This window comes from Labrenzia sp. THAF35 (genome assembly GCF_009363595.1).
Lineage (GTDB): Bacteria > Pseudomonadota > Alphaproteobacteria > Rhizobiales > Stappiaceae > Roseibium > Roseibium algicola.
The window spans coordinates 5,224,083-5,248,261 of the sequence record NZ_CP045380.1 but is presented as its reverse complement, the minus strand read 5'-3'; the positions used below and the strand labels follow the sequence as shown (position 1 = coordinate 5,248,261).

25 protein-coding genes are annotated in these 24,179 nt (G+C 58.5%); 7 read left to right on the top strand and 18 right to left on the bottom strand.

Annotated elements, in window-relative coordinates; translation table 11 throughout:
• The first annotated feature begins 156 nt into the window (after window positions 1-156).
• On the top strand, window positions 157-2,637 hold the full coding sequence (locus FIU93_RS24155) for an exopolysaccharide transport family protein (RefSeq protein ID WP_152507003.1): 2,481 nt from the start codon (window positions 157-159) through the stop codon (window positions 2,635-2,637).
• A gap of 33 nt (window positions 2,638-2,670) precedes the next feature.
• On the opposite strand, the gene FIU93_RS24150 is transcribed toward FIU93_RS24155, so the two are convergent.
• Window positions 2,671-3,840, bottom strand: a complete 1,170-nt coding sequence (locus tag FIU93_RS24150; RefSeq protein ID WP_152507002.1) for a GNAT family N-acetyltransferase — start codon at window positions 3,838-3,840, stop codon at window positions 2,671-2,673.
• A 205-nt stretch (window positions 3,841-4,045) separates the two neighbouring features.
• Here FIU93_RS24150 and FIU93_RS24145 point away from each other — a divergent pair, with 205 nt between their 5' ends.
• The gene (locus FIU93_RS24145) at window positions 4,046-5,140 is read left to right on the top strand and encodes a polysaccharide deacetylase family protein (protein ID WP_209010222.1); all 1,095 of its coding nucleotides are present in this window, start codon (window positions 4,046-4,048) and stop codon (window positions 5,138-5,140) included.
• On the opposite strand, the gene FIU93_RS24140 is transcribed toward FIU93_RS24145, so the two are convergent.
• On the bottom strand, window positions 5,100-5,315 hold the full coding sequence (locus FIU93_RS24140; protein ID WP_023003848.1) for a DUF2842 domain-containing protein: 216 nt from the start codon (window positions 5,313-5,315) through the stop codon (window positions 5,100-5,102). The genes FIU93_RS24145 and FIU93_RS24140 overlap by 41 nt on opposite strands.
• 150 nt (window positions 5,316-5,465) lie before the next feature.
• On the opposite strand from FIU93_RS24140, the gene FIU93_RS24135 reads away from it, so the two are divergent.
• The gene (locus FIU93_RS24135) at window positions 5,466-6,560 is read left to right on the top strand and encodes a COX15/CtaA family protein (protein WP_075281493.1); all 1,095 of its coding nucleotides are present in this window, start codon (window positions 5,466-5,468) and stop codon (window positions 6,558-6,560) included.
• 176 nt (window positions 6,561-6,736) lie between these two features.
• On the opposite strand, the gene FIU93_RS24130 is transcribed toward FIU93_RS24135, so the two are convergent.
• The 4 genes from FIU93_RS24130 to FIU93_RS24120 all read right to left on the bottom strand — a co-directional run bounded on the left by FIU93_RS24130 (window position 6,737) and on the right by FIU93_RS24120 (window position 9,521).
• Window positions 6,737-8,017, bottom strand: coding sequence for an O-acetylhomoserine aminocarboxypropyltransferase (locus tag FIU93_RS24130; RefSeq protein ID WP_023003850.1), 1,281 nt, complete (start codon window positions 8,015-8,017; stop codon window positions 6,737-6,739).
• 159 nt (window positions 8,018-8,176) lie between these two features.
• Window positions 8,177-8,302 (bottom strand): hypothetical protein, encoded by a 126-nt coding sequence (locus tag FIU93_RS31775; protein ID WP_023003851.1) that lies wholly within the window; start codon window positions 8,300-8,302, stop codon window positions 8,177-8,179.
• 398 nt (window positions 8,303-8,700) lie between these two features.
• Window positions 8,701-8,886, bottom strand: a complete 186-nt coding sequence (locus FIU93_RS24125) for a hypothetical protein (RefSeq protein ID WP_023003853.1) — start codon at window positions 8,884-8,886, stop codon at window positions 8,701-8,703.
• Between the two features lie 104 nt (window positions 8,887-8,990).
• The gene (locus FIU93_RS24120; RefSeq protein WP_055653510.1) at window positions 8,991-9,521 is read right to left on the bottom strand and encodes a CoA-binding protein; all 531 of its coding nucleotides are present in this window, start codon (window positions 9,519-9,521) and stop codon (window positions 8,991-8,993) included.
• Window positions 9,522-9,704: 183 nt separating this feature from the next.
• Between FIU93_RS24120 and FIU93_RS24115 the strand changes: the two genes are divergently transcribed.
• Window positions 9,705-10,577, top strand: coding sequence for an AraC family transcriptional regulator (locus FIU93_RS24115; protein WP_152507000.1), 873 nt, complete (start codon window positions 9,705-9,707; stop codon window positions 10,575-10,577).
• Window positions 10,578-10,619: 42 nt separating this feature from the next.
• On the opposite strand, the gene FIU93_RS24110 is transcribed toward FIU93_RS24115, so the two are convergent.
• The gene (locus FIU93_RS24110; protein WP_152506999.1) at window positions 10,620-11,054 is read right to left on the bottom strand and encodes a DUF3052 family protein; all 435 of its coding nucleotides are present in this window, start codon (window positions 11,052-11,054) and stop codon (window positions 10,620-10,622) included.
• 35 nt (window positions 11,055-11,089) lie between these two features.
• Window positions 11,090-11,911, bottom strand: a complete 822-nt coding sequence (locus tag FIU93_RS24105; RefSeq protein WP_152506998.1) for an enoyl-CoA hydratase — start codon at window positions 11,909-11,911, stop codon at window positions 11,090-11,092.
• A gap of 96 nt (window positions 11,912-12,007) precedes the next feature.
• Here FIU93_RS24105 and FIU93_RS24100 point away from each other — a divergent pair, with 96 nt between their 5' ends.
• Window positions 12,008-12,895 carry a DUF1194 domain-containing protein gene (locus FIU93_RS24100; RefSeq protein WP_082809773.1) on the top strand — a complete coding sequence of 296 codons (888 nt, stop codon included), beginning with the start codon at window positions 12,008-12,010 and terminating at the stop codon, window positions 12,893-12,895.
• Between the two features lie 54 nt (window positions 12,896-12,949).
• On the opposite strand, the gene FIU93_RS24095 is transcribed toward FIU93_RS24100, so the two are convergent.
• The 7 genes from FIU93_RS24095 to FIU93_RS24065 all read right to left on the bottom strand — a co-directional run bounded on the left by FIU93_RS24095 (window position 12,950) and on the right by FIU93_RS24065 (window position 19,699).
• Window positions 12,950-14,986, bottom strand: a complete 2,037-nt coding sequence (locus tag FIU93_RS24095; RefSeq protein ID WP_152506997.1) for an ASKHA domain-containing protein — start codon at window positions 14,984-14,986, stop codon at window positions 12,950-12,952.
• Window positions 14,987-15,266: 280 nt separating this feature from the next.
• Window positions 15,267-16,223: a methyltetrahydrofolate cobalamin methyltransferase gene (locus FIU93_RS24090; protein ID WP_023003861.1), complete on the bottom strand. Its 957-nt coding sequence runs from the start codon at window positions 16,221-16,223 to the stop codon at window positions 15,267-15,269.
• Window positions 16,224-17,117, bottom strand: a complete 894-nt coding sequence (locus FIU93_RS24085) for a methylenetetrahydrofolate reductase (RefSeq protein ID WP_023003862.1) — start codon at window positions 17,115-17,117, stop codon at window positions 16,224-16,226.
• Window positions 17,110-17,412: a virulence factor gene (locus tag FIU93_RS24080; RefSeq protein WP_031270670.1), complete on the bottom strand. Its 303-nt coding sequence runs from the start codon at window positions 17,410-17,412 to the stop codon at window positions 17,110-17,112. The genes FIU93_RS24085 and FIU93_RS24080 overlap by 8 nt, the downstream gene beginning before the upstream one ends.
• 113 nt (window positions 17,413-17,525) lie before the next feature.
• Complete coding sequence (locus FIU93_RS24075) at window positions 17,526-18,173, bottom strand: DUF1638 domain-containing protein (RefSeq protein WP_055656430.1); 648 nt, start codon at window positions 18,171-18,173, stop codon at window positions 17,526-17,528.
• Between the two features lie 26 nt (window positions 18,174-18,199).
• A complete protein-coding gene (locus FIU93_RS24070) occupies window positions 18,200-18,904 on the bottom strand; it encodes a B12-binding domain-containing protein (protein WP_031270674.1) in 705 nt (234 codons plus the stop codon).
• Between the two features lie 177 nt (window positions 18,905-19,081).
• The gene (locus FIU93_RS24065) at window positions 19,082-19,699 is read right to left on the bottom strand and encodes a TetR/AcrR family transcriptional regulator (protein ID WP_152506996.1); all 618 of its coding nucleotides are present in this window, start codon (window positions 19,697-19,699) and stop codon (window positions 19,082-19,084) included.
• Between the two features lie 86 nt (window positions 19,700-19,785).
• Between FIU93_RS24065 and FIU93_RS24060 the strand changes: the two genes are divergently transcribed.
• The gene (locus tag FIU93_RS24060; RefSeq protein ID WP_152506995.1) at window positions 19,786-20,298 is read left to right on the top strand and encodes an anthrone oxygenase family protein; all 513 of its coding nucleotides are present in this window, start codon (window positions 19,786-19,788) and stop codon (window positions 20,296-20,298) included.
• Window positions 20,299-20,674: 376 nt separating this feature from the next.
• Here the strand turns inward: FIU93_RS24060 and FIU93_RS24055 are convergent, their stop codons facing one another.
• Window positions 20,675-22,345, bottom strand: coding sequence for a formate--tetrahydrofolate ligase (locus FIU93_RS24055; RefSeq protein ID WP_152506994.1), 1,671 nt, complete (start codon window positions 22,343-22,345; stop codon window positions 20,675-20,677).
• A gap of 146 nt (window positions 22,346-22,491) precedes the next feature.
• Window positions 22,492-22,860: a hypothetical protein gene (locus FIU93_RS24050; protein ID WP_209010221.1), complete on the bottom strand. Its 369-nt coding sequence runs from the start codon at window positions 22,858-22,860 to the stop codon at window positions 22,492-22,494.
• A 132-nt stretch (window positions 22,861-22,992) separates the two neighbouring features.
• On the opposite strand from FIU93_RS24050, the gene FIU93_RS24045 reads away from it, so the two are divergent.
• Window positions 22,993-23,553, top strand: a complete 561-nt coding sequence (locus tag FIU93_RS24045) for an XRE family transcriptional regulator (RefSeq protein WP_023003870.1) — start codon at window positions 22,993-22,995, stop codon at window positions 23,551-23,553.
• A gap of 24 nt (window positions 23,554-23,577) precedes the next feature.
• On the opposite strand, the gene FIU93_RS24040 is transcribed toward FIU93_RS24045, so the two are convergent.
• Window positions 23,578-24,108: an Lrp/AsnC family transcriptional regulator gene (locus FIU93_RS24040; protein ID WP_152506992.1), complete on the bottom strand. Its 531-nt coding sequence runs from the start codon at window positions 24,106-24,108 to the stop codon at window positions 23,578-23,580.
• Window positions 24,109-24,179: the final 71 nt, after the last annotated feature.

Genomic DNA, 24,179 nt, shown 5'->3' with positions numbered 1-24,179 from the left:
GGTTAATTGAGGGTGAAGAGGAAAAAAGACCTGTCCGGCACCCTGTCAAATTTGCGCATGCATTAATTAACAGGGCGACCCCGGAGACTGTAACCAGCTTAACCGAACGCTTACCATAATTCGACATAGTTTGCCGGTATCTTGGAGTTTCAAAAGATGAATGCTGAGCGGCAGACACATTCCGAAGACGATATGGCGCTGGATCTGGGTGGTCTGTTGCGGACGATCGGCCGATCCCTGGGCTGGCTTGTTCCACTCACACTCTTCGTCACCGTTGTCGTCTTTCTGGGGCTCCAGTTCGTAGCGCCCAAATACAAGGGCGAAGCGCGCCTCATCATCGAGAGCACGGACAATCTGCCCGGTGCATCGCGAGGGCAGGAAGAAGAGCGAGCTCTGCTCGACAGCGAAGGTGTTGTTAGCCAGGTTCAACTGCTCAAGTCCGCTGATCTGGCGCGTCGTGTCGCGAACAAGCTCAACCTTGCTGCGATCCCGGAGTTCGATGCCAACGACGATGGCAGCCTCGTCAATCTCCTGCTGTCTCTGGTCGGGTTCGGAAACGAGACCGAAGGCAATAGCGAGGAAGAGCGGGTCCTCAAGCATTATTACGAGAACCTGGAAATCTACCGGCTGGAAGGATCCCGCGTGATCGCGGTGGACTACACCGCCGAAAGTCCGGTTCTGGCGGCCAAGGTCGCCAATACGATTGTTGATGAGTATCTGTCTGTTCAATCCAGCGCAAAACGGCAGACGACCGAGCAGGCCTCCGCTGCGCTGGAACCTCAGATTGTCGAATTGCGCCGGGAAGTTCAGGCAGCCCGGCAGGCGGTATCGGATTTTCGCGCCCGGGCCGACCTTTTGATCGGCGCTGACAATATCCCGCTCAACCAGCAGCAACTTGCCGAAACGAGTACCGCTTACTCCGACGCCCAGTCCTCCAAGGCCGAGGCGCAGGCCAAAGCCGACCTCATTCGCGAGTTGTTGAATTCAGGCGGTTCTCTCGAGACTGCCAGCGATGTGCTGAATTCCGCACTCATTCAGCGTCTGCGGGAGCGTCAGGTCGAAATTCAGTCCAACATTGCCGAACTCTCAATCACACTGTTGCCCAACCACCCGCAACTAAAGGCGCTTCAATCTCAGCTTGGTGATTACGACCGGCAAATCCGATCGGAAGCACGCAAGATCCTGCAGGGGCTGGAAAACGATGCGAAGGTGCAAGACCAGCGCGCAAAAGCACTTGGGGCACGCCTTGAGGAGCTGAAGACGGCAGCGGCAAAATCCAACGCCGATCAGGCACGGCTCGCGGAACTGGAGCGCGAAGCCAATGCCAAGGCGGCGCAACTTGACCAGCTTCTGCTGAGTTTCCAGGAAGCTGATTCCCGCTTGCGTGCACAGGTTCTGCCTGCCGATGCCAGGATCATTTCCCGTGCCAGCGTGCCGGTAGAACCGGATTCGCCCAAAATCATTGCCAGCACCATCATTGCTGCGCTTGTCACCTTTATTCTCGGATGTGCCTTTGTGCTCATGCGCGAATTTCTGAACGGCAATGCGCTCTATCGGATGCAGGATGGTTCGTCTGAAGGGCAGCGCGTCGCACCGCGCATGGATGAGCAGCCGCAGCCAGGTCCTCAGGATACCGTGCGGGCTGAAAACCCAGGCTGGGGCGGCGGCTACGGTCAGACCGTTGCCAGCTACAGGATCGATCCCGGCGAGTGGAGCAAAGCCGACACGCTTCGTGACGCGGAACCAAGCGTCCCTGAAACAGCCGCTAGCATTGATGAACCTACCGAAGAAACGGTTCCTGAGCAGACCCCGGAACCACAACCCCAACCCCAACCCCAGGCCTCGGAAAAGACACAGCGGCCAAAGGGACGCATCGGGATCCTGTCCGGCAAGCTTCGTGGTCGCAAAATGAAGACCGGCTACGATCACGATGTCAGCCCGGACTGGGTGGGGGACATGCGAGGTTCGAAGGAAACCGAAGCAGAGGTTCCAGGCGCGGAAGTCGCTCCTGTTCCTGTGGTTTCAACCAGCAAGACAAGCAGACAAGCAAAGCGGGAAGAGCATCTCAAGACAACGCACGCGGACGATGTCGAAGCGGCGGGACGCGTTGTCGTTCTCAGCGTCGATGATGAGGCCCTGTCTCACGAGCTCGCTTTCGACCTGATCCGGAAGGCGGCCGGACGTGGCAAGTCTTCTCTCATCATGGAAGTCTTTCCCGATCAGACCAACCTGAAGGGGGCCGAAGGGTTCTCCGACATCGTCGCCGGAACGGCGCCTTTCGCCAAGGTGGTCTATCGCGATGCCGGATCAAAGGCGCATATCATTGAGGCCGGGCGGGTTGAGATCACGGACGAAATGGTGAACTCGGAACGTTTCAAGCTCGCTCTTGAGGCAATCAAGTCGACCTATGAAACCGTGGTTGTCGATCTTGGCGCCATCGATGGGTCACTAGCAAGTGCCCGTATGTTGAGTTTCGCGGACAGGGTATTGATTGCAGCATCGGCGCCAGACCACGGCCACGAACTGCAAAGTGCGGCCAATCTTCTGGCACATAACACAGGCGCGAAGGTCGAAGTCGTGATTTCTGGTGGAACCGGACCGGGGCCGCGCAGAAACGGTGACGGGCACGCCGCCTGAGGAAGATGTTGGCGACAGTCGGTCGCCAACTGTCTAACTGTTGCCGGAAAAACCAGCTTTCATCTTCCGCAAACGCCGGATCAGCGGCCACAGGATCGATGAATTGCGGATGCAGGATTTGGCTTTCAGCCTTGCGGCTTCCAGACGCATGCGGAGAGCCCCTTTCCAGGTCATCGCCAAAAGGCTGTCCTTCAAAGGCACTGGTTCCGCCCACGTGGTCTTGTAGCGCTCCTCGCCAAGGCCGAGGTCCAGTGTGTCGATGGTCGGATCACCGCACGCCCGTTCGATGATTTCCTTGATCAGGACCAGCCCTGGACTGTTGGGCAGCATGTCGTCATGAGCAACGCTGTTGCTGTAGGCATAAAGCGTCTTGCCATGCTGGGCGCACAGATAGGTGGCCCTGATCCGGTCTCCCGCTTCCAGGTACCAGAGATCCAGGGGACGAGCGCCGTGATCTTGCGCGCTGCCCGTTGCATCCAGTCCAATCACGCTGGACAGGAACGTCTTCGCTGGGGGCGCCGAAAAAACATTTGGAATGCCCGCTTCCCTTGCCCTGACAGAGCGTTGTTCAAGAAAGGCATCAAAGCCACGTTGTCTGTCGACAGGGGAGGTGGCTTTGGCAATCGTGTAATTACCGGCTGCCTGAAGATGTCGTTCCTTGCGAAGCAGGTTCTTGCGTGAGGACTTGCTGTGTGTGTCGTTGAACAACTGTCCGAAATCGGAGGGCAGAGCGCGGGCGAAAACAGGGCTTGGGCTTGATGTCGCTCCTTTGAATACCAGCGGATGGTCTCGCCCTAGCCAGGTCTCCGGAACGTTTTCAAGCTTGAGGAGATCAGCACCGACCTGCTTGCAGACGGCAGACAGGTGGCTTTTCATCTCGTCTGCCGTGGCTCCTTGATAGAAATCGGCGTGCCAGAGGCCCGTATTCTGGTTGCCGTTCTGGTGGCCGAGAAACGTCAGCGCAGAGATTCCAGCAGACCGTTCAAGTTGCAGTGGCAGCAGAAAAACCGCCTGACCGCGACACCGTCCGACAACGATCACCGGCGTGCAATTCAGGCTCTGGCCGACTGTCTCGAACCAGCTGCAAAGCCAGCCAGGAGACTGGTATGGATTACTGTGCAGCACATCCTTTAGTTGTTGCCAGTCAGCCTGTGCTTCGCTAAGCCTCGTGAATATGGACAATTCAAGGTCTGTTGAGGACACGGTGCTCACCTCGCACCAGAGCGCGTGAAAGACAGGCTGAAACGGTTATTGAAAATCGGATAAACCATTTTGAACGAACATGAAGGAAAGACAGGACGTCGCGCTGGCAGATCAAGCTAAGTCTCGATAGATTTAGCAATAATTGTTAAAGAAACCGTGCCTAACTGGCACATTCTAGCAAGGTGGGCATTTCGGCCACATGGGCATGCGGCACAAGACGGTAACACGTGCATTCAGTGTACTTAAGGGAACGGGGCTTGGCCGTATGCTGGCACCGTTTACCCAGGGCTGTGGTGCTGTGTTTATGATGCACCATGTCCGGTCGGCCCGCTCCGATGCTTTCCAGCCGAACCGTCACCTCGAAATCACGCCCGAATTTCTGAAGCTCGCGGTCGAGCGAATTAGGGCAAACGGCTATGAAATCATATCGATGGATGAAGCCGTCGATCTGCTCAAGTCCGGTTACGGGCACCGCCGTTATGCAGTGCTGACCTTCGATGACGGGTACCGGGACAATCTGTCTGTCGCCTATCCGATTCTGAAGGAACTGGAAGCTCCTTTCACCGTGTTCGTCACAACCGGGCTGATCGACCGGACCAGCGAACTGTGGTGGCTGGCCCTTGAGAAGATCATCGCAGACAACGATGAAGTTGTCTTCACAGCGGCAGGCAATTCAGCCGGCATCCCGTGCAGAACTCTTGCAGAAAAAAACGCCTGTTTCGAAAAGATCGTCGATCATCTGACACTGGAGGTCGGCGAAGGTGATCAGCGCAAGATCATCCGGGCGCTTGCTGAAAGATACGGCGTCGACCTGGAAGCCCTGGCGGATGCGCAGATGATGACGTGGGACGAGACCCGCCAACTGGCTGGCGATCCGCTGGTTACCATTGGTGCCCACACCCACGATCACTTTGCCATGGCGCGGTTGAATGCAGATGCCGCCTGTGAAGACGTGACCAGGGGCCTTGAGCGGCTGGAGAAAGAGCTCGGCCGCAGGCCGAAGCACTTTGCCTATCCGTATGGAAAATCACACGCGGTTACACCGCGCGATGCGGATATCTTGCGGGAGATCGGATTTGCCTCGTCTGTGACGACGCTGCCCGGTGTGCTTCAATCCGTCAACGCGCGCGACCCGATGATGCTGCCACGCGTCTCCCTGAACGGCCGGTTTCAAGACCCGGCTGTTGTCGACCAGTACCTGACGGGGGCGCCCTTTGCGCTTTACCGGGTTGCCCGGTGGGCCGCCAACGGGTTTGGTGTCAGGTCCGGCTTTTCCCGCCTCTTTCCATCCACCAGATAATTGCGCCTGCCGGGATGACCCAGGCCAGACCTGCGATACCGAAGTAGATGAAGCGGACCAGGTTCGAGGACTGCTGCAATGTCAGGTCGCCGATCACCATCGCGGTGAGGGCGTAGACCACCACAAAAACAACCAGCAGCACCATGCCGATAAACTTGCGAAACGAGGGAACCATTGTCGGGCGTGTCCGTTGACCGTGTGTGAATCCGCGCGATAAGGGACCTTTTGCCGCAAAACGTCCCGGACCGCTTGCCGTCTTGCTCCTGCACCTATATCTCCGCAAGCCAAAGGTCAAACTCACGATAAGAATTTCCGGAAGCGGCTCATGATTGCGATTGCAGAAGGTGTGAAGAACGAACAGATGCTTCCGGCCAAATTGCAGAGATTGCGACAGAACAGGGCCCTGATCCGATGGTGGCTCTACTTCGTTTGTGCGCTGATCCTGGCCATGGTCGTCGTCGGCGGAGCGACGCGTCTGACCGAATCCGGGCTGTCTATCACCGAGTGGAAACCCATCCACGGCGTTATTCCCCCGCTCAGCGAAGCCGAGTGGGAAGAGGAGCTGGAAAAATATCGCCAGATTCCGGAATATCAGCTCATCAACAAAGGCATGAGCCTTGACGAGTTCAAGTTCATCTTCTGGTGGGAATGGGCGCACCGGCTGCTGGGGCGCTTCATTGGTGTTGCGTTTTTTGTTCCCATGGTGGCGTTCTGGGCAACCGGCAGGATAGAGCCCTGGCTGAAGCCGAGATTGCTTGTCGGCCTGGCACTTGGCGGTTTGCAGGGCTTTGTCGGCTGGTGGATGGTGGCATCCGGTCTGGTGGACAGGGTGGATGTCAGTCAGTACCGGCTGGCCACACACCTGACGCTCGCACTCTTCATTTTTGCCTATCTTTTCTGGATTGCCCGGCGGCTGAGCCCCTTGCCCGAACCCGAAATTCAGGAGCAGGAGCGGCTCGCAGGGCTGGGCAAACTGGTTCTTTTCCTTGTCTTTGTTCAGATGTTCCTGGGAGGTCTCGTCGCCGGGCTGAACGCCGGCTTGACCTTCAATACATGGCCACTCATGGATGGCCAGTTCATTCCGCGCGGCATGCTTGCCATCCAGCCTATCTGGCTGAATTTCTTTGAAAACGTGATGACGGTTCAATTTCAGCATCGCATGACGGCCTACGTGCTGGTGTTCACCGGTGTGGCGCTGGCCTGGAGTACCTTCCGCGTGAGCCGCCGCAAGGAGCTGCGCCGGGCAGGCGCCCATGTTGGGGGCTTCCTGTTGCTGCAGGCGATCTTCGGCATTCTGACGTTGCTGTGGCACGTGCCGCTGTCCATCGCTCTGGTGCATCAAGGCTTCGCGGTTATCGTCCTGGCGGCTGCGGTTGACTATGTGGCCATGCTGAAAGGGCCTTTCGCCATTCGCAGCTAGGCGCCGGAAATCTCAACTTTTGGGGAAACGGGCAGCCGCGTGGAAGCACCTCGCTCCGAACGCTGCGGCTCTCCGAGCCAGGATTTCCGCTGTGCTTACGGCCTCGGGCCCGATCGAGTGTACAGGCAAAAAAGCCCGCCAATCGGCGGGCTTTTCGTTTGTTCAGCTGGTGCCTCTTAGCCGGAAAGGGCCTGATCGAGATCGGCGATGATGTCATCGACATCTTCCAGCCCGACCGAAATACGCACCACATCCGGGCCCGCGCCGGCCGCGGTCTTCTGTTCATCCGAAAGCTGCCGGTGTGTTGTGGATGCGGGATGGATGATCAGACTGCGGGTGTCACCGATGTTGGCCAGGTGCGAGAACAGTTCCACCTTGCTCACCAGGGCGACACCTGTGTCATAACCGCCTTCAACGCCGAAGGTGAACACGGCGCCGGCGCCTTTTGGCATGTACTTTTGTTGCAGGGCGTGGTGCTTGTCTTCCGGCAGGGCTGCGTAGGACACCCATTTGACCTTGTCGTGGGCCGCGAGGTGAAGCGCGACCTTCTTGGCATTGTCCGAATGACGCTGCATGCGCAGCGGCAGGGTTTCGATGCCGGTCAGGATCATGAAAGCGTTGAAGGGCGAGATGGCCGGTCCGAGGTCGCGCAAACCAAGCACACGGCAGGCAATGGCAAAGGCGAAGTTGCCGAATGTCTCGTGCAGAACGATGCCCTGGTATTCCGGCCGGGGCTGGGACAGCAGCGGATAGTTGCCGCTGGCAGACCAGTCAAAGCTGCCGCCGTCGACGATGATGCCGCCCATGGAATTGCCGTGACCGCCCATGAATTTGGTCAGCGAGTGCAGAACGATATCAGCACCGTGTTCGATCGGCCGGCACAGGTATGGCGTTGCCATGGTGTTATCGACCACCAGCGGCACACCCTTTGCCTTTGCAATTGCCGCAATCGCCTCGATGTCGACAACAATTCCGCCGGGATTGGCCAGGCTCTCGATGAAGATCGCGCGCGTGCGGTCGTCAATGGCGGCTTCGAAGGACGACATGTCCGCAGGGTCGGCCCACTTCACGCCCCAACCGAAGCTCTTGAAGGAGTGGTTCAGCTGGTTGATGGAACCGCCATAGAGCTTGTTTGCGGCCACGATGTTGTCGCCGGGCTGCATCAAGGTATGGAAGCACAGAAGCTGAGCCGAATGACCGGAAGCTGTCGCAAGTGCGGCGGTACCGCCTTCAAGCGCTGCAACGCGCTCCTCCAGAACAGCCGTCGTCGGATTGGTGATGCGTGTGTAAATGTTGCCGAAGGCCTGCAGCCCGAACAGGGAAGCGGCATGATCGACGTCGTCGAAAACGAACGAGGTCGTCTGGTAAATCGGTGTCGCCCGCGCGCCTGTCGAAGGATCCGGCGCTGCGCCAGCGTGAATCGCGAGAGTGGAAAAACCTGGAATATTTTCGCTCATTAAAAGACCTCCCTGTTGGATTGGCGGCCAGTTTGACCGAAGGAGCAGGGCAGGTCAAAGAACGATTTTGCGGTTTTGTGATCTAAAGGAAATTATGTATGTCAAAGCGTTAGGCAGGATTGGTGGCCTTTGCCTCCTGCCAGGGTGAGGCATGTCTGCCTATTGGTCGGAAGGGTCCTTCCGGTTCTCCAGCTTCACACCGAAATAGACACCAAAAAGCAGTGCCGCCGCCAGCAGTGGCAGGCTCCATGCCAGAAATGTCGTATCTCCGAAGACTGCAAACACAGCGGCCTTCCTCCCGGTTCGAAAACTTGGATGCGAGGCAAAAGGTTAACGATCTCTTATGGAGAAAGTGGAAAGAAATTCATCGGCATTCGGAGCAAATTGAGCGAAAGCTCTTATAAATTGAACTTAAAATTGTCAGCTTTTGTCGGTTGCGTCATCTTTCGTGCGCCTGGTTGCGCGCGGGCCGTTTGCAGATGGTTTCTGCAGATGAATCAGTACCGCGATACAGACGACGAACGCGACAGTCGCGAGCGCGAATATCATTAGTATTGCCCCCATGTATCTGTCGTCAAAGGCGCAAATTCGCCTGAACGCAGATCAAAACCCCATCCCTGAAGTCCCGAAGTATAGCAGAAACACGCAGGGGTAGAAGTGGGGGTGTATACATTGATTTCGGTTCAGCCGCCCTTCTGCTCCCGCTCGCCGGACTGGGCCTGCTCTCGTGCCCAGGTCTCGTCACGGTGGGCGAAGGGGGATCCGTGTTCGGCCTTGTGCACGAATGCGAACAGCAGCAAGGCAACCAGAGCTGCCATAGCCATGAGAACCCATTCAAATGCGGTAAACAGGGTCGGGTCCTGGGTCATGCTGCCTCACGCTACTGATGGCATCCGGTTGGCTTCCGGACGGCGGTATCTCGACTAACGAGCTATCCGGCGAGCATTGTGCGAAGCTGATGCAATGGGGAAAATTAGCTGTCTTTTTCCCCAGAAAGCCCGCGATGCTGAAACCCTGCTTTCAGAGCAGGGCGCTTGGAGGAAAGCGTGCGCGAATTGACACCTGCCCATCCGATTTCACCTGACAGTCGACCATACTCTATCTTGGGGCAGCGGTTCATCACCATCTTGATACCGGCAGCTTCGGCTCTTGCTGCCGCTTCGTCGTGGCGCACCGTCAATTGCATCCAGATGACCTTGGGCAACTTGCCGCTGGCAATAACGTCGTCGACGATAACGCCTGCCGCTTCGGAATTGCGAAAGATGTCGATCATGTCGGGAACCGCAGGCAGTTCGTCGAGCGAGGAATAGACCTTCTGTCCCAGGATCTCCTTGCCTGCCTGACCGGGATTGATGGGCCAGACCTCGTATCCCTTGGACAAAAGGTATTTCAGCACGAAATAGGACGGCCGGACATTGTTGGCACTCGCGCCGATCATGGCGACGGTTTTCACCTCGTCGAGAATACCCTTGATGTAGGCGTCCGGATAAGTGTCGTGATTCATGGAATGGAGATCCTCAGATTTGTCGCGCTATCCAATGCGAAATGACACCTGCCTGCAAGGGGCCTTCTGCCGCAGACCGGTCCGCCTCGAAGAATTGTGAAACTGCGCAGGGGCGGTCAGGCGCGATAAGCGGCTCACCGGTAAACGGGAGAGGCTAAACAGGCATACGGAAGGCGGCGTTTTATGAGTGAGTTGAAGAAGCGGTTCCAAAAGGTGCTGGAAACGATCGACCGGTCGCTGGATGGTCCGCTTGACGTTCCTGCGCTTGCGGGGGTGGCCGCCTATTCGAAGTTTCACTTTCAGCGCCAGTTCTCGGCCTTCTTTGGCCTCGGAGTTGCAGAATACCGGCGGCTCCTGAAGCTGAAACGCGCAGGACAGCGCCTCGCTTTCAGGGTGGAGCTGCCGGTCACTGAGATTGCCTACGATGCGGGCTACGAAAATCTCGAGAGCTTCTCACGTGCGTTCAAACGAGATTTTGGGCAAAGCCCGTCGGCTTTCCGATCAACGCCCGACTGGTCTGTCTGGCACGGAACCTATGACCCATTGCTGAATTTGAAAGGACAGTTCATGTCGGATCAGCACCTTGAAGTCTCGGCCGTCCGGATCATCGATTTTCCTGAAACACCCGTCGCCCTGCTTGAGCATCGCGGGTCACCGCAAGAGGTGCCCGCATCTGTCAGACGCTTCATTGTCTGGCGCAAGGCAAATGCAAGCCCTCCCTCCAGAAGCGCGACGTTCAACATACTCTTTGACGATCCCAGAACGGCGCTGCCTGAAGAATACCGGTTCGGCATTTGCTGCGCTGTAGCAGGACAGTTCAAAGAGAATGCGGAGGGCGTGGTAGCCGCAACGTTGCCTGCAGGACGCTGCGCCGTAATCAGGCATTCCGGTCCACTCGACTTCGCTGAAGAAACAATCCGCGCCCTTTATCGCGATTGGCTGCCACGAAGTGGCGAGGAGCTGCGGGACTTTCCGCTGTTCGTTCAACGCCTCAGCTTCTTTCCGGATGTTCCGGAGCATGAAGCGAAAACCGATATCTTCCTGCCGCTGAAATGATATGGAACTGCAGCGGTAATACGGTGAGTTGACAGTCGACACTCAGGCCAGTTTTGCCGCCTGTTCTTTCCTGAATTCCTTGCGGATCATCAGTTTCAAACCGGACCAGGTGTCGTCAACGGCACAAACCTTTACGTCCACAAGCCTCATCGGCAGGCAAAGCTCGCGGATGGTGTCTTCGGTGACGTCGGTCGGTAACTTGCTGGCCTTCTTGGGCCAGGAAACCCAGATCATGCCGTCCGGGGCCAGCAGGACCCGCAAGGTTTCCAGGTGTCCAGTCAGCTCAACCCGTTCGGTGACAAACACATGAGCGCATTCAACACCCGGTTCCGGCGCGGCACGAATGACCGCGCCAGGGGCCTGTGTCTGCAGCAAGGCGGAAATGTCTTCCGGCATCCGGTGACGCCAGCAGATCATTCCCGGTTTCAGCCCCAGTTTTGCGGACAGCGGACGTCCGGAATAACCGGCTTCAGGCATGTCTTATCCTTGTTGCCTCCAAACGGCAGGGCGGATCAGCTGTCCGTCCATTCTGGTTTGCGTTTTTGCAGAAAGGCGTTGATGCCTTCTTCCGCATCCCGGGCCATCATGTTCTCGACCATGGTTTGTGCCGCGAAATCATAGGCTTCCGACAACGGCATTTCCAGCTGACGGTAAAAGGCTTCCTTGCCGATCTTCACGGTCTTGGCAGACTTGGAGGCGATCGATTCCGCGTATTTCTGGACGACCTGCTCCAGGTAGTCACGCGGGACGATGCGGTTGATCAGGCCGAAATCCTTCGCGGTGGATGCGTCGATGCTTTCACCGGTCAGAAGCATCTCCATGGCCTGTTTAGGCGCAACATTGCGCGAGAGCGCAACCATTGGTGTGGAGCAGAAGAGGCCGATATTGACACCTGGCGTGCAGAAGGTGGCCGTGTCGGTAGCGATGGCAAGGTCGCAGGAGGCAACCAGTTGGCAACCGGCTGCGGTCGCAACACCTGTTACCACGGCGATCACCGGCTTGGGCAGGCGCACAATCTGCTGCATCAGGTCCGAACACTGGCGCATGATCCGCTCGTAGGTGGCTTTCCCGCCGTCCGCTTCACCGCGCGCAGCGGTTAGTTCCTTCAGGTCGTGGCCAGCGCAGAAGACCTTGCCTTCCGCACCAAGCAGGACAACACGCACTGCAGGATCCTCGGCCGCCTTCCGAAGTTCACCGGCTAGAGCAGTCATCATCTCGCTCGAAAGAGCGTTCATCCGCTCCGGCCGCTGCATCACGATCCGGTAAACGCCTTCATGAAGAAGCGTAGCGAGCATCGGTTTCTGGATCTCGTCATTTGCGGCGGTTTCGGACATGGAACGCTCCCTGAAGATTTGCTTTGCCGATGTTATAGCCGACGCGGGCAGGGCGGCGAAAGTGTCCGATCGGCTGGTGGCTGCCGCCGATCACAGATGGTTTATCTGACGAAGCGTCAAGTCGCTGGCGGTTCTTTCGGTTTCGGTTATCCTTTCGGCATGTGGAGGCTTTCCGAAGTCCGCTCACTTGCAGGTGCAGTCGCCTTGCTGCTGGCACCTCTCGGTCCCGCGCTTGCGCAGGAACAGGTCGATGTCGCTCTGGTCCTTGCTGTCGATGTCTCCCGCTCCATGTCCCCTGAAGAACTCCAGATCCAGCGCCGCGGATATGCTGCCGCCATCGCCAGCCCGGAAGTGGTGCGGGCGATCGGGTACGGGGCTCACGGCCGGATCGCTCTCATGATGTTCGAATGGGCCAACGAAAGCCATGCGCGCGAAATTGTCGGGTGGTCGGTGATCGAGGGCGTGGAAGATGCTCAGGAGTTTGCCGACAAGGTTCTGGCGGACAGCACCTACGGTCAGCGCCGAACCTCGATTTCCGGCGCAATCTGGCATGCTTCGGCTCTCCTCGCCGATGCACCTTTCAAGGCAGACCGCCGCGTGATCGACATTTCAGGGGATGGTCCCAACAACCAGGGAGCACCTGTCGTTCAGGCACGCGATGCCGCCGTGGAGGCCGGTCTGGTGATCAATGGATTGCCGCTCATGACAACTGGTGGCATGGGCTTCCAGTTCAACATTCCGGACCTGGACGTCTATTATCAGCGCTGCGTCATCGGCGGGCCCGCCAGCTTCGTCATACCGGTGAACGACTGGGAACAGTTTCCCGAAGCCGTTCGTCGCAAGCTGATCCTCGAGATCGGCGGCGTCAAGCCGCCCGAGCCACAAGTCATCCCGGCCCAATTCACCTTCGAAGAGCCATATGACTGCCTCGTGGGAGAAAAGATCTGGCGGCGTATGCGTGAGCAGTATTTCTGGGATCAGTAGCGGCAGTGCAAATCTGCCGCCCGTTCATGCTTGCTAGCCGAAGGAACGACACCGTCAGCCTCGGCGGCGTCTCCGCCTGCGCTCTCCACCGGCTGCATCCGACCCCGCGTCAGCCTCCTTGCGTACCGGCAATTCGACGGCAGCTCGAAGGTGGGGGAACTGATCGACCTTGTTGGGCAAGGCCATTGCATTGACGAAATGCTCCTGGAACTTGGGTTCCAGAGCTGTCTCGATCTTTTCGATATCGCGCACCGTCTGCTCGATTTCACGCCTGTAGCCGCGGTTGAGCAAAGCCATCCGGGCGCCTGTCCCGGCAGCGTTGCCGACGCCGGAGACACCTTCCAGGGGGCAATCCGGAATAAGGCCAAGGATCATCGCGTACTTTGGGTCGATGTAGCTGCCGAAGGCCCCCGCAAGGCGAATGCGGTCCAGAACATAGGTGCCGAGCTTGTCCTGCAGAAGTTTGACGCCGGCATAAAGCGCACCCTTGGCGAGCTGGATCGCGCGAATGTCCGTCTGCAGGATCGATATTTCGACCCCGTCGTCAGCAATCAGATAGGAGAAGGTCCGGCCGGTGGATTTGACGCGCGATGTCCGTTCCGCCATCGAGCCGTCGATAACACCGTCTTCCGTGATGAGGCCCGCCAGATACATTTCGGCAACGGCCTCGATAATGCCGGAGCCGCAAATGCCGGTAACGCCGACAGTGTCGACCTTTTCGGCAAAGCCTTCTTCATCCGACCATTCGTCGACACCAATCACCTTGAAGCGAGGCTCAAGCGTTTCCTTGTCGATGCGGATGCGCTCGATTGCACCTGGTGCCGCGCGCTGGCCGGACGAGATCTCGGCGCCTTCGAACGCAGGGCCGGTTGGAGAGGACGCTGCCAACAGCCGGTTCCGGTTACCCAGCACGATTTCCGCATTGGTACCGACATCGACAAGCAGCGTTATCTCGTCGAGCTTGTAAGGGCTTTCTGCAAGCGTTGCAGCAGCTGCATCGGCGCCCACATGGCCGGCTATGCAGGGCAGCATGTAGACACGTGCTCCCGGGTTCAGTTCCAGATCCAGATCGCGCGCGTTCAAAACCATGGCGTCGGAGGCTGCGAGCGCGAAGGGAGCGCCGCCCAGTTCCACCGGATCAATACCGAGGAACAGATGATGCATGACCGGGTTACCGACAAAGGTTGCATCAAGCACATCCGTGCGCTCTGCGCCGACATCGCCGACCAGTTTGCCGATCAGCGCGTTGATGGCATCGCGCACGGCCTTTGTCAGATCCGGCAGCTTGGACGGGTTCATCTGGACATAGGACACCCGCGACATCAGATCCTCGCCAAAGCGGATCTGCGGGTTGGAGGTGCCTGCGGACGAGACTGTGCGCCCGTTCTGAAGGTTGCAAAGGTGGGCTGCGATGGTGGTGGAGCCAATGTCGACGGCAAGGCCGTAGACGGCAGGTTTTTCTCCGGGCCAGAGCGCCACGAGTGTCGGCAGCACGCCTCTGTCTTCGTGGATTGCCGCAGTTACCTGCCAATTGCCCTTGCGCAGGGTTGTCTGGACCCGTGGCAGCAGAACCGGGTCGATCGTGAGGTCGGCAATGCCGGTCTCGGCAATCAGCGCCTCTCGCAGCCGGTCGATATCGCCGCGCGGCGTTTCCATGTCCGGTTCGGCGATCGAGACGGATACCAGCGAGATCGGGCTGTCGGCTTCGATGTTGCGGGCTTCCGCGCGCTTGCGCACAACCTGACGGTTGGTCTGGGCATCGGTCGGGACATCGATAACCAGATCGCCCAAGATTTTTGCCTGACAGGAAAGGCGCCGGTCGGCGGGCAGTTTGCGCAAGGTCGCGTAGCGGGTTTCCGCTTCGGTGGCACCTTCCAGGTTTTCAGCTGCGCTGGTCAGGTTTTCCTTGGCGAAAGTGCCTTCCGAGATGGAAATCTGGCAGCGCCCGCAAATGCCGCGCCCGCCACATACCGACTCCACATAGACACCGAGCGAGCGGGCAGCGTCGAGCAGGGGCGTACCGACAGGAAAGGTTCCACGGCGCCCACTGGGTTGGAAAACGACTTTGGCTTGTTTGACGGTCTCGGTCATGTCTGCGATCTGCCACTACCGGTTTTGAAACACTACGGGGACGAAGCCCACCCTTGACCCTTCACTCACAAGGAGGAGGGAGTTTTTATCTGAACCTGCGAAAGCCGGAGCCATCGTGAAAATGACGCGGATCCCGCGATTTGAAACGTGCCCCTCGACACGCAAAACCCCTCCCTATTAAAGGGAGGGGATTGGGGTGGAGATTCCATCCTGAAACTGGTGAAAAGCCACCCTGTTTGCGGAAGGGGAGAGAACCGCAAACGTGTTATGACATCAAGGCTCAGCCGGCGGACCGACGGGCCGCGCGTCCACCGCGGCGGCGACCGCCAGCAGACGCACCACCTTCACCAGGTGCTGCAACCGCACCTGCAGCGGCAGGCTGATGATCACGGTAGGTCATGATCCATTCCGAGCAGTTCGGATCAGTGCCGTTGAGCACGTTCGCCGCACGTACGGCTTCCATTTCCTGCGGGCGGCACGGGTTCATGATCGCGGAGGTCATGCCGGCACCGATGACCATCGGAATGAAACCGGCATTGATACCGTGGCGATGCGGCAGGCCGAAGGAGATGTTGGAAAGGCCGCAGGTCGTGTTGACTTTCAGCTCTTCACGCAGACGGCGCAGCAACCGGAACACCTGCTGACCTGCGGTGCCCATGGCGCCGATCGGCATCACCAGCGGATCCACGACAATATCGTGTGCGGGAATGCCATAGTCGGCAGCATGCTGAACGATCTTCCTGGCGACTTCGAAACGAACGTCCGGATCTTCGGAGATACCGGTCTCGTCGTTCGAGATCGCCACCACCGGCACGTTGTATTTCTTGATCAGCGGAAGGATCGCTTCCAGCTTCTCTTCTTCACCGGTCACGGAGTTGACCAGCGGACGGCCCTTGGCAACCGCAAGGCCGGCCTCGATGGCGGCGGTTACGGATGAATCGATAGACAAGGGAACGTCGACAAGCTCTTGAACTATCTCAAGAGTTTTGACGAGGAGCGGCGGTTCGGTCTCGTTCGGGTTGACCGCTGTCACGCCTGCGTTGACGTCTAGCATGGTCGCGCCTGCAGCCACCTGGGCCAGCGCATCGGCCTTGACGGTTTCGAAGTTGCCTTCGGCCATTTCCGCCGCCAGCTTCTTGCGGCCGGTCGGGTTGATCCGCTCGCCGATCACGCAGAACGGCTGATCGAAACCGATAACGATTTCCTTGGTGGCGGACGCGACAACAGTGCGGGTCATTTATGCGCTCTCATTGGCAGTCAGGATTGAAGACGAGGTTTGAAAAGACCAGCTCCCGCGGCTGTGCAGCCACTCGGCGGTTTTCTGGATACCGCCGAAGGGATAGGCATGAATCTGGGCCAGCTGGGTGTTCGGCTGGCTGGTGACGCGGGTCTCCAGCGGATCGACCATCGTGTCAGGATCGTAGCCCGACAGCATGGAGACGACGGCACCGCCGCGCTTCTTCAGGAAGTTGAAGGAATTTTCAACACCGGCAAAAGCGGCATATTTCAGCAGGGTCGTCATCTTTGCCGGACCGGCAACGCCGACATGGACCGGGAACTCGTTGCCCCATTCGCGCAGCTCGTCCAGCCACAGGCTGACGCGGTGCGGATCGAAACCGAACTGGGTGACAATGCGGAATTCCGCATCGCTCTCGCGAGCAAGTTCGTGCTTGCGCTGCAGGAAGCTCTTGATGACGTCCGGCTTGATGTCAGGTGCGCCTTCCGGGTGACCTGCAACGGCGATCTTCTTGATGCCGAGCTTGTCGAAGAGGCCCGTCTCCAGAAGAGCGACGGATGAGGTGAGGGGGCCGGCTTTTTCTGCTTCACCGGCAATGGCCAGAACCTCGGTCGCACCTGCTTCCTGGGTCAGACGCGTGATGCGGCGCTCGAAGTCCTCGCGGCTGGCGTACCGGCGGGCCGCCATATGCGGAACGGCGGTCAGCTTGTTGTCGCGCAGGATGCGGGCGGCATCGACGATCATGTCTTCCGAGCAGTTGCCCAGATCCGTGACATAGACCTGCGTGCCCGCCGGAATAAATTCCAGAAGCTCGGTCTTTTCGACCACCTGCTTGGGAGACATTTCGGTAGAGGCGGGAAGCCGCCCATTGGCCAACAGGCGCTGATCAGTCATGTTCCGAGCCTCCATTTGCGAGCAGGGTTTTCAGTCTCTCTTTCGGATAGGCCGAGACCAGGTCGGTCAGGGCTGCGTCCGCTTCCGTTTCCAGGTCGTCCGTGACGGAGACCGGGTCTGTCCGGCGCCACTCCGCCATGTAGGCGTCGCTGTCCTTCGCACCGATCCGCATCGCGCAGGCATCAATGGCTTCCATGAACATGGCCGGCAGTTCCCGTCGGGCGGATTTGCGCCCCTGTTTCACCAGGATCTGTGCCGGGATGTCCCGCCAATAAACGATGATTTTCTGCGCCATTCTCGGACTTTCCTCCTGAGAAACATGTTTGCCGGAAGCTGGCTGATCCAGGACGCCTGATAGCGGCATCATCACGTGAAAAACCGACTTGTCCGGATGCTATTTTGCGACGCTCAGTCCGCCTGGCCCTTGTCCAGAAACGGCTGAAGCAATCCATACCCGGTTCGGCGCATTTCAAACGGCAGACCCAGCCGGTCTGCCGCGCGCCGCGCCGCATCCTCAAGGGCAGGGTCATCGGTCTGCGCAAGGTAAAGAACACGGGTGTAATGAGCGAAATACATGTCCCGCAAATGCGGGTGCCAGTCGAGGCCGAGCGGTTCGATGACCATGGTCTGGAAGTGACGGGCCAGGAAGTCGGTCAGGTAGAAGGTGCCGAGCTGGTCGTCTTCCATCTGGTCGAATTCGTCTATCCCCGTGAAGAAGGCATAACAGTGCGCGCCATCGATGCGTCTCGCGCCGGTTTCTTCCAGCACCTTGTCGAGCAGGCCACCGGTTCCGCAATCGCCGTAGGCAATCAGAATGTCGGAATAGGTGTCCGCATTCTTGAGGATGGCCCGGCGGACTTCATCAGGGATCTTTTCCGGTGAGTTGTGAAGCTTCGCCGGAAGGCAGGTGATGTCGAGATGATCGAGGCGGTTCTTTTCGCGGATGGCAACGATTTCGCGTGCCAGAGCCCCGCAGGCAATAACAAGAACGCGGCCGGCCTTGTCGTCCGCGCTCCCATCCGTTTCAACCGGAAAGAGAGGCTCGCCCACCAACATTTCGGCAGCCTCCTTGAACATTGCCGTCAGCCCTTGTTGGCCAGCATGTTGTGGCGGCGGGCGATCAGATCTTTCGCCATTTCCACAGCAACGGCCGCGTCGCGGCAATAACCGTCAGCACCGACGGCTTCGCCGAATTCCTCGTTCAGCGGTGCCCCGCCAACGAGCACGATATAATCGTCCCGGATGCCCTTGGCCTTCATTTCGTCGATCACGACTTTCATGTAGGGCATGGTGGTGGTCAGAAGAGCCGACATGCCGAGAATGTCCGGCTGGTGCTCTTCAATGGCCGCAAGGTAGTTTTCGACAGGGTTGTTGATGCCGATGTCGATCACTTCAAAGCCTGCGCCTTCCATCATCATCGAGACAAGGTTCTTGCCGATGTCGTGGATGTCGCCCTTCACGGTGCCAATGACCATCTTGCCAACCTTCGGCGCACCGGTTTCCGCCAGCAGCGGACGCAGGATGCCCATGCCGGCTTTCATGGCGTTGGCGGAAAGCAGCACTTCGGGAACGAACAGGATGCCATCGCGGAAGTCGACGCCGACGATCCGCATGCCTTCTACCAGAGCCTTTGTCAGGATGTCGTAAGGTACCCAGCCACGTTCCAGAAGGATGTTAACGGCATCCGTGATTTCTTCCTGAAGACCGTCGTAGAGGTCGTCATGCATCTGCTCGACAAGTTCGTCGTCAGAAAGGGAGGCGAGATCAATATCGTCTTCGTCAGACATGGGCAGCTCCAACCAGGCACAACGGCCATCAACTTAGTGCAAAACCTTATGCCTCAAGCCGGATTCGCCGATATCTCCAAAGCGACACGGCTAGTCGTTTACGCGACAGGGAAATCAAGCCAGGCCGTTCAATGTCAATTTTGTACGGTGACGGGAAATGTTTGTAGCTGTCTAAACTTACGAGAAGGCAGTGGCGCTGCCTGCCGAAAGAAGCTTCACGCCCTGCCAGGCGGTTTCCGCACGGGCGTCGATGTCGTTTTCCGACCATTCAGTCACGGCGCGTGTCACCAGCCGGATTTGAAGATCGCCGATCAGCAGGGACAGATAGATTTCCGCCGCGGTTTCCGTCTCAAGGCCTGTCAGCAGTCCGTCGCCCTGAACCTTCGCGACAAGGTCGGTTACGAGCGGCCTGATCGCGTCGCGACCGCTTTGCGCGAGGGCAGTTCCAAGCGTGCCGGTCGTGTCGGCGGCAGCTGCACGGTTGAGAGCGATTGCGGCCGGGTTCGAAAGAACGCCCAGGAGACGTCGGCCGAAGTTCCGCAGTGCTTCGGTGGGAGACGGGTTGTTTTCAATACACTCTCGAAGTGACTGGCGAATGTTTTCTGCATTGCGATCCACCAGGGCGCTGAACAACCCGGTCTTGTCTCCATACCAACGGTAGAGCGTTTCGTTGGAGGCCTTTGCTTTTTTGGCGACTGCCAGCATCGACAGATTGTCATAGCCCTGATCCAGCAGCAATTCGATCGCCGCCGCTTCTATGGCTGCTTTCCGTCGTTCCCTGGCTTCCGCCCGCATGTCGTTCTCTCCGTCGCTTGCTCAAAACCGTAATCGATGTTACGGAAATTACAATCCGTACACTTAATTACGGTTTGGAGTTTGTGATGTATCGACTTGCGCTTGGAACCGGTCTTTTGGCGATTGTTTTTGCCGGGGCCATCTTCGGTTTCTTCTATGCCTGGGTCTGCTCAACCATGTGGGGCCTGGATGCCACTGATCCTCGCATTGCGATAGCAGCCATGCAGGCCATGAACGCGTCTGTCCGGAACGCCGTTTTTGCGCCCGCTTTCTTCGGCACGCCTTTCGTTGTTGCTCTTGCCGGGGTCTTCAGCCTGTTGTCTGGCCGGCGCGCAGCCGGGGTCGCCTTTGTAGGTGGAGCAATCGTTTATGTGCTGGGTGGCATCATGCTGACGTTCCTGGTCAACGTGCCGATGAACCTCGAGCTTGCTGAGGCAGCGATCCCGGAAAACCTGAATGAAGCGGCAATGCTCTGGCGGTCTTATTCCGAGCCTTGGCAGGTGTGGAACCAGACACGGACCGTCTTCTCGGGCCTTTCCCTGTTGTTGGCTGCAATCGGTCTCGTTCTGCTCGGCCGAAACCCACACCGCGCTGACTAGCCAAAATCTCAACTTTCTTCATGCGTGGCTCGACCATCGCATCCACGCTGTTTGACTTACGCAAGTGCGGCCTTCGTTCGAGGCGATGTTTCGGTATGGATTGCAGGGTCGAGCCCTGCAATGACGGAGGAAGTGACGGATTGGTACTTTCTTTGATGGATTATGCAATTTGTTGGCAGGCAAACCGCTCCACCTTTGCCTTGTCTTCGTCATGCCTTCGCTCGACCATGGCATCCATGCCGTTTCAGTTCCTCTTGTGTAGCGTTTGAAGCGATGTCATTCCGCCGTAGGCTGAGAGACCGTGGACCGCACGCCACACAAAAAAGGCAGGTCCTGAGACCCGCCTTTACTGGTATTCGGCATCAATCCCGAATGATCAGAACAGACCTTCGATCTGACCTTTTTCGTCCAGTTTGATGTGGTTGGCTGACGGCACGCGCGGCAGGCCGGGCATGGTCATGATTTCCCCGCAGATCGCCACGATGAAACCGGCCCCTGCCGACAGGCGGACTTCGCGGACCGGCAGGCTGTGGCCGGTCGGGGCGCCTCGGCGCTGCGGGTCGGTCGTGAAGGAATACTGGGTCTTGGCCATACAGACCGGCAGATGACCGAACCCGTCGGCTTCCCAACGCTTGAGCTGGTCGCGCACAGACTTGTCTGCCAGAACTTCGTCTGCCCGGTAGATCCGTTTTGCGATGGTTTCGATCTTCTCGAACAGGGACAGGCTGTCGTCGTAGAGCGGTGCGAACTGCGCCGCGCCGCTTTCGGCAAGGGCTGCCACACGGGTGGCAAGTTCTTCGGTGCCTGCGGAGCCGTTGGCCCAATGGGTCGCCAGGATCGCTTCAACGCCGAATTCGGCGCAGTAATCCCGCACGGCCTGAACTTCCGCTTCCGTGTCTGCTGTGAAGTGGTTGATGGCCACAACTGCCGGAACACCGAACTGCTTGACGTTCTCGATGTGGCGACCAAGGTTGGCGCAGCCTTTTTTTACGGCCTCGACGTTCTCGTTGCCGAGGTCTTCCTTGGCAACGCCGCCATTCATCTTCAAGGCCTTGATGGTGGCGACGATGACAACCGCATCCGGGCTGAGGCCTGCCTTGCGGCATTTGATGTCGAAGAACTTCTCGGCACCGAGATCTGCGCCAAAGCCAGCTTCCGTCACCACATAGTCGGCCAGCTTCAGGGCTGTCTGGGTAGCAACCACGGAGTTGCAGCCGTGTGCGATGTTGGCGAAGGGGCCGCCGTGGATGAATGCGGGATTGTTTTCCAGCGTCTGCACCAGGTTCGGCTGCATTGCTTCTTTCAGCAGCACGGTCATGGCGCCGTCCGCTTCCAGTTCGCGCGCGGTGATCGCCGTGCGGTCGCGCCGGTAGGCAACGATGATGTCGCCGAGCCGCTTCTGCAGATCTTCGAGATCGGTGGCCAGGCAGAGGATGGCCATGATTTCGGAGGCGACGGTGATGTCGAACCCTGCTTCACGCGGAAAGCCGTTGGCAATGCCACCAAGCGAACAGACGATGGAACGCAGTGCGCGATCGTTCATGTCCATCACCCGGCGCCAGACCACGCGGCGAATGTCGATGCCCAGTTCATTGCCCCAGTAGATGTGGTTCTCGATCAGGGCGGCGAGCAGGTTGTGGGCCGAGGTGATAGCGTGGAAGTCGCCGGTGAAATGCAGGTTGATGTCTTCCATCGGGACGACCTGCGCATAGCCGCCGCCGGCTGCGCCACCCTTCATGCCGAAACAGGGGCCGAGCGAAGGTTCGCGCAGACAGATCATCGCGTTCTTGCCGATCCTGTTGAGACCGTCGCCAAGACCGACCGTTGTGGTCGTCTTGCCTTCGCCGGCCGGGGTCGGGTTGATCGCCGTTACCAGAATCAGCTTGCCGTTCTTGCGGCCATTGAGGTTGGCAATGTAATCGGCCGAAATCTTGGCCTTGGTGCGCCCATAGGGCAGGAGAGAGTCTTCGGGAATATTCAGCCGTGTGCCGATCTCCTGAATGGGTTTCATCTTGGCTGCACGGGCAATTTCAATATCGCTGGCCATGTGTTCTCTCTCTCCGAAGCGTTTCCGATTTCTTGTTTTCCGGATGCGGTTTTGCACCGCCCCGACTTGTGCCGGAACGCTATGGGAGAGGGCGGTGCAGCAAATGTTCCGAAAGCGACAGGATGCGCCCCGGAAGCGACGGCAACTCAATCGGCGCGGTTGCGCAGCACTGTTGCGAGAAAAACCAGCATGGTCAGAACCGCCAGAACAGAGCCGGCCTTGGCCATGATTTCCCCTTCGGCGTTGATCGCAAATACGATCCCGGGCACCAGTACGATGACGGTGAGAACCGACAATCCGTAGTGGAAGAGCGCAAGGCGCGAGGCGGCTGCCTTTGGTGCAAGGGCGTAGTAGGCACCAAAGACGGCCATCATCACGAAGCCGATCAGGTTGAGATGCCCGTGCGCTGGCGCAAGCGTGTGATCAGTGGTCGCGGACATGTGGATGCCCCAGGCCATGCCGATCAGGGCAAAAAGTGCGGCCGTGGCAAAATATAGACGTGGTATCGCTTTCATGTGTTCCCCCCGGAAGACGATGGCCATTCCTGTTTTCAGGTCCTGGCCGAGAGAAAGCTTACATGATTTGTGACAGTTGGATGACGGGAAAAGTAAATTGCAATATCTGGCGAAACGGATTTTAGTTCCGTAATGACAGATTCAGACATTCTCTCCCGTTTGCCGGCCCGCCTCAAGAAAGCGCGGCGTGCCCAGGGGCTCTCGCTTGAGGCCGTTGAAAAGCTCTCCGGCGTTTCCCGCTCCATGGTCAGCCAGATCGAGCGCGGGGAGTCGAACCCGACTGTCGCGACCCTGCTCAATCTGACCAGGGCCCTGAATGTCGACTTTGCAGGTCTTCTGGGGGAGGAGGCAGCCGAGGATCGGGTCGAGATCGTGCACGAACATCAGACCCCGGCGCTCGACAGGGCGGGAGACGGCTGCAAGATCCGCATTCTGTCACCGCCGCAGGACACAGGCCGGTTCGAAATCTATGAGCTGATATTCGCGGCAGATGGAAAGCTCGACAGCAAACCGCACGAACGTGGAACGCGGGAGCAACTGATAGCCGAAGACGGACAGCTTGAAGTCACGTCCGGTGTGGCCAAAGGTGTCATCGGAAAAGGGGACACAGCTCGCTATGCCGCCGACGTGCCCCATTGCATTGCAGCCGTTGGCGGCCCGGCCCGGGCGATCCTGATGGTGATTAAGTTCTGAAGGCCGCGAGCGCTTCCTTGACCTTCACATAGCCGGCAGCGGGACATCAGGCCAGGTTTCCGTGACTTCCGCCTGCACCGGCCGGTCGAGATACGTCGTCAGCACCACATAACTTCTGGTCGCCCGTACGCCCGGCAGGGCATAGACCTGTGCAAGGAAGCGTTCCATCGCGTCGGCATTGGCCGTTCGCACCTTCAGGATGACACAACAGTCGCCGGTGACCGAATGGAGCTCTTCCACTTCCGGAAAGTCCCGCAGCTTCATCATCCGCTCGCTCTTGCCCCATCCGCTGGCATCCACATGCACGAAAGCCAGAAACGGTTTGCCGACAGACATGGGATCAATGGCGGCGTTGGTGGAGGCGATGGTTCCGGACGCGATCATCCGCTTTACCCGGTCATGCACCGCCGGTGCGGACAGCCCGACCTTGGTCCCGATCTCGGCATAGGTCTGTCGGGCATTGCGCACCAGCTCGCCTAATATTCTTCGGTCGAATGCGTCCACGGGGCGGCCGGGGGTGCTGTTTTTCTGAATGGTCTCTTTATTTGATTTCATTCGGCCAGATCCTTGTTGCGGTGAATCGTGTTCGTCTGAACAGTCATTTCCGAAACAGATTTCGGAAGAAG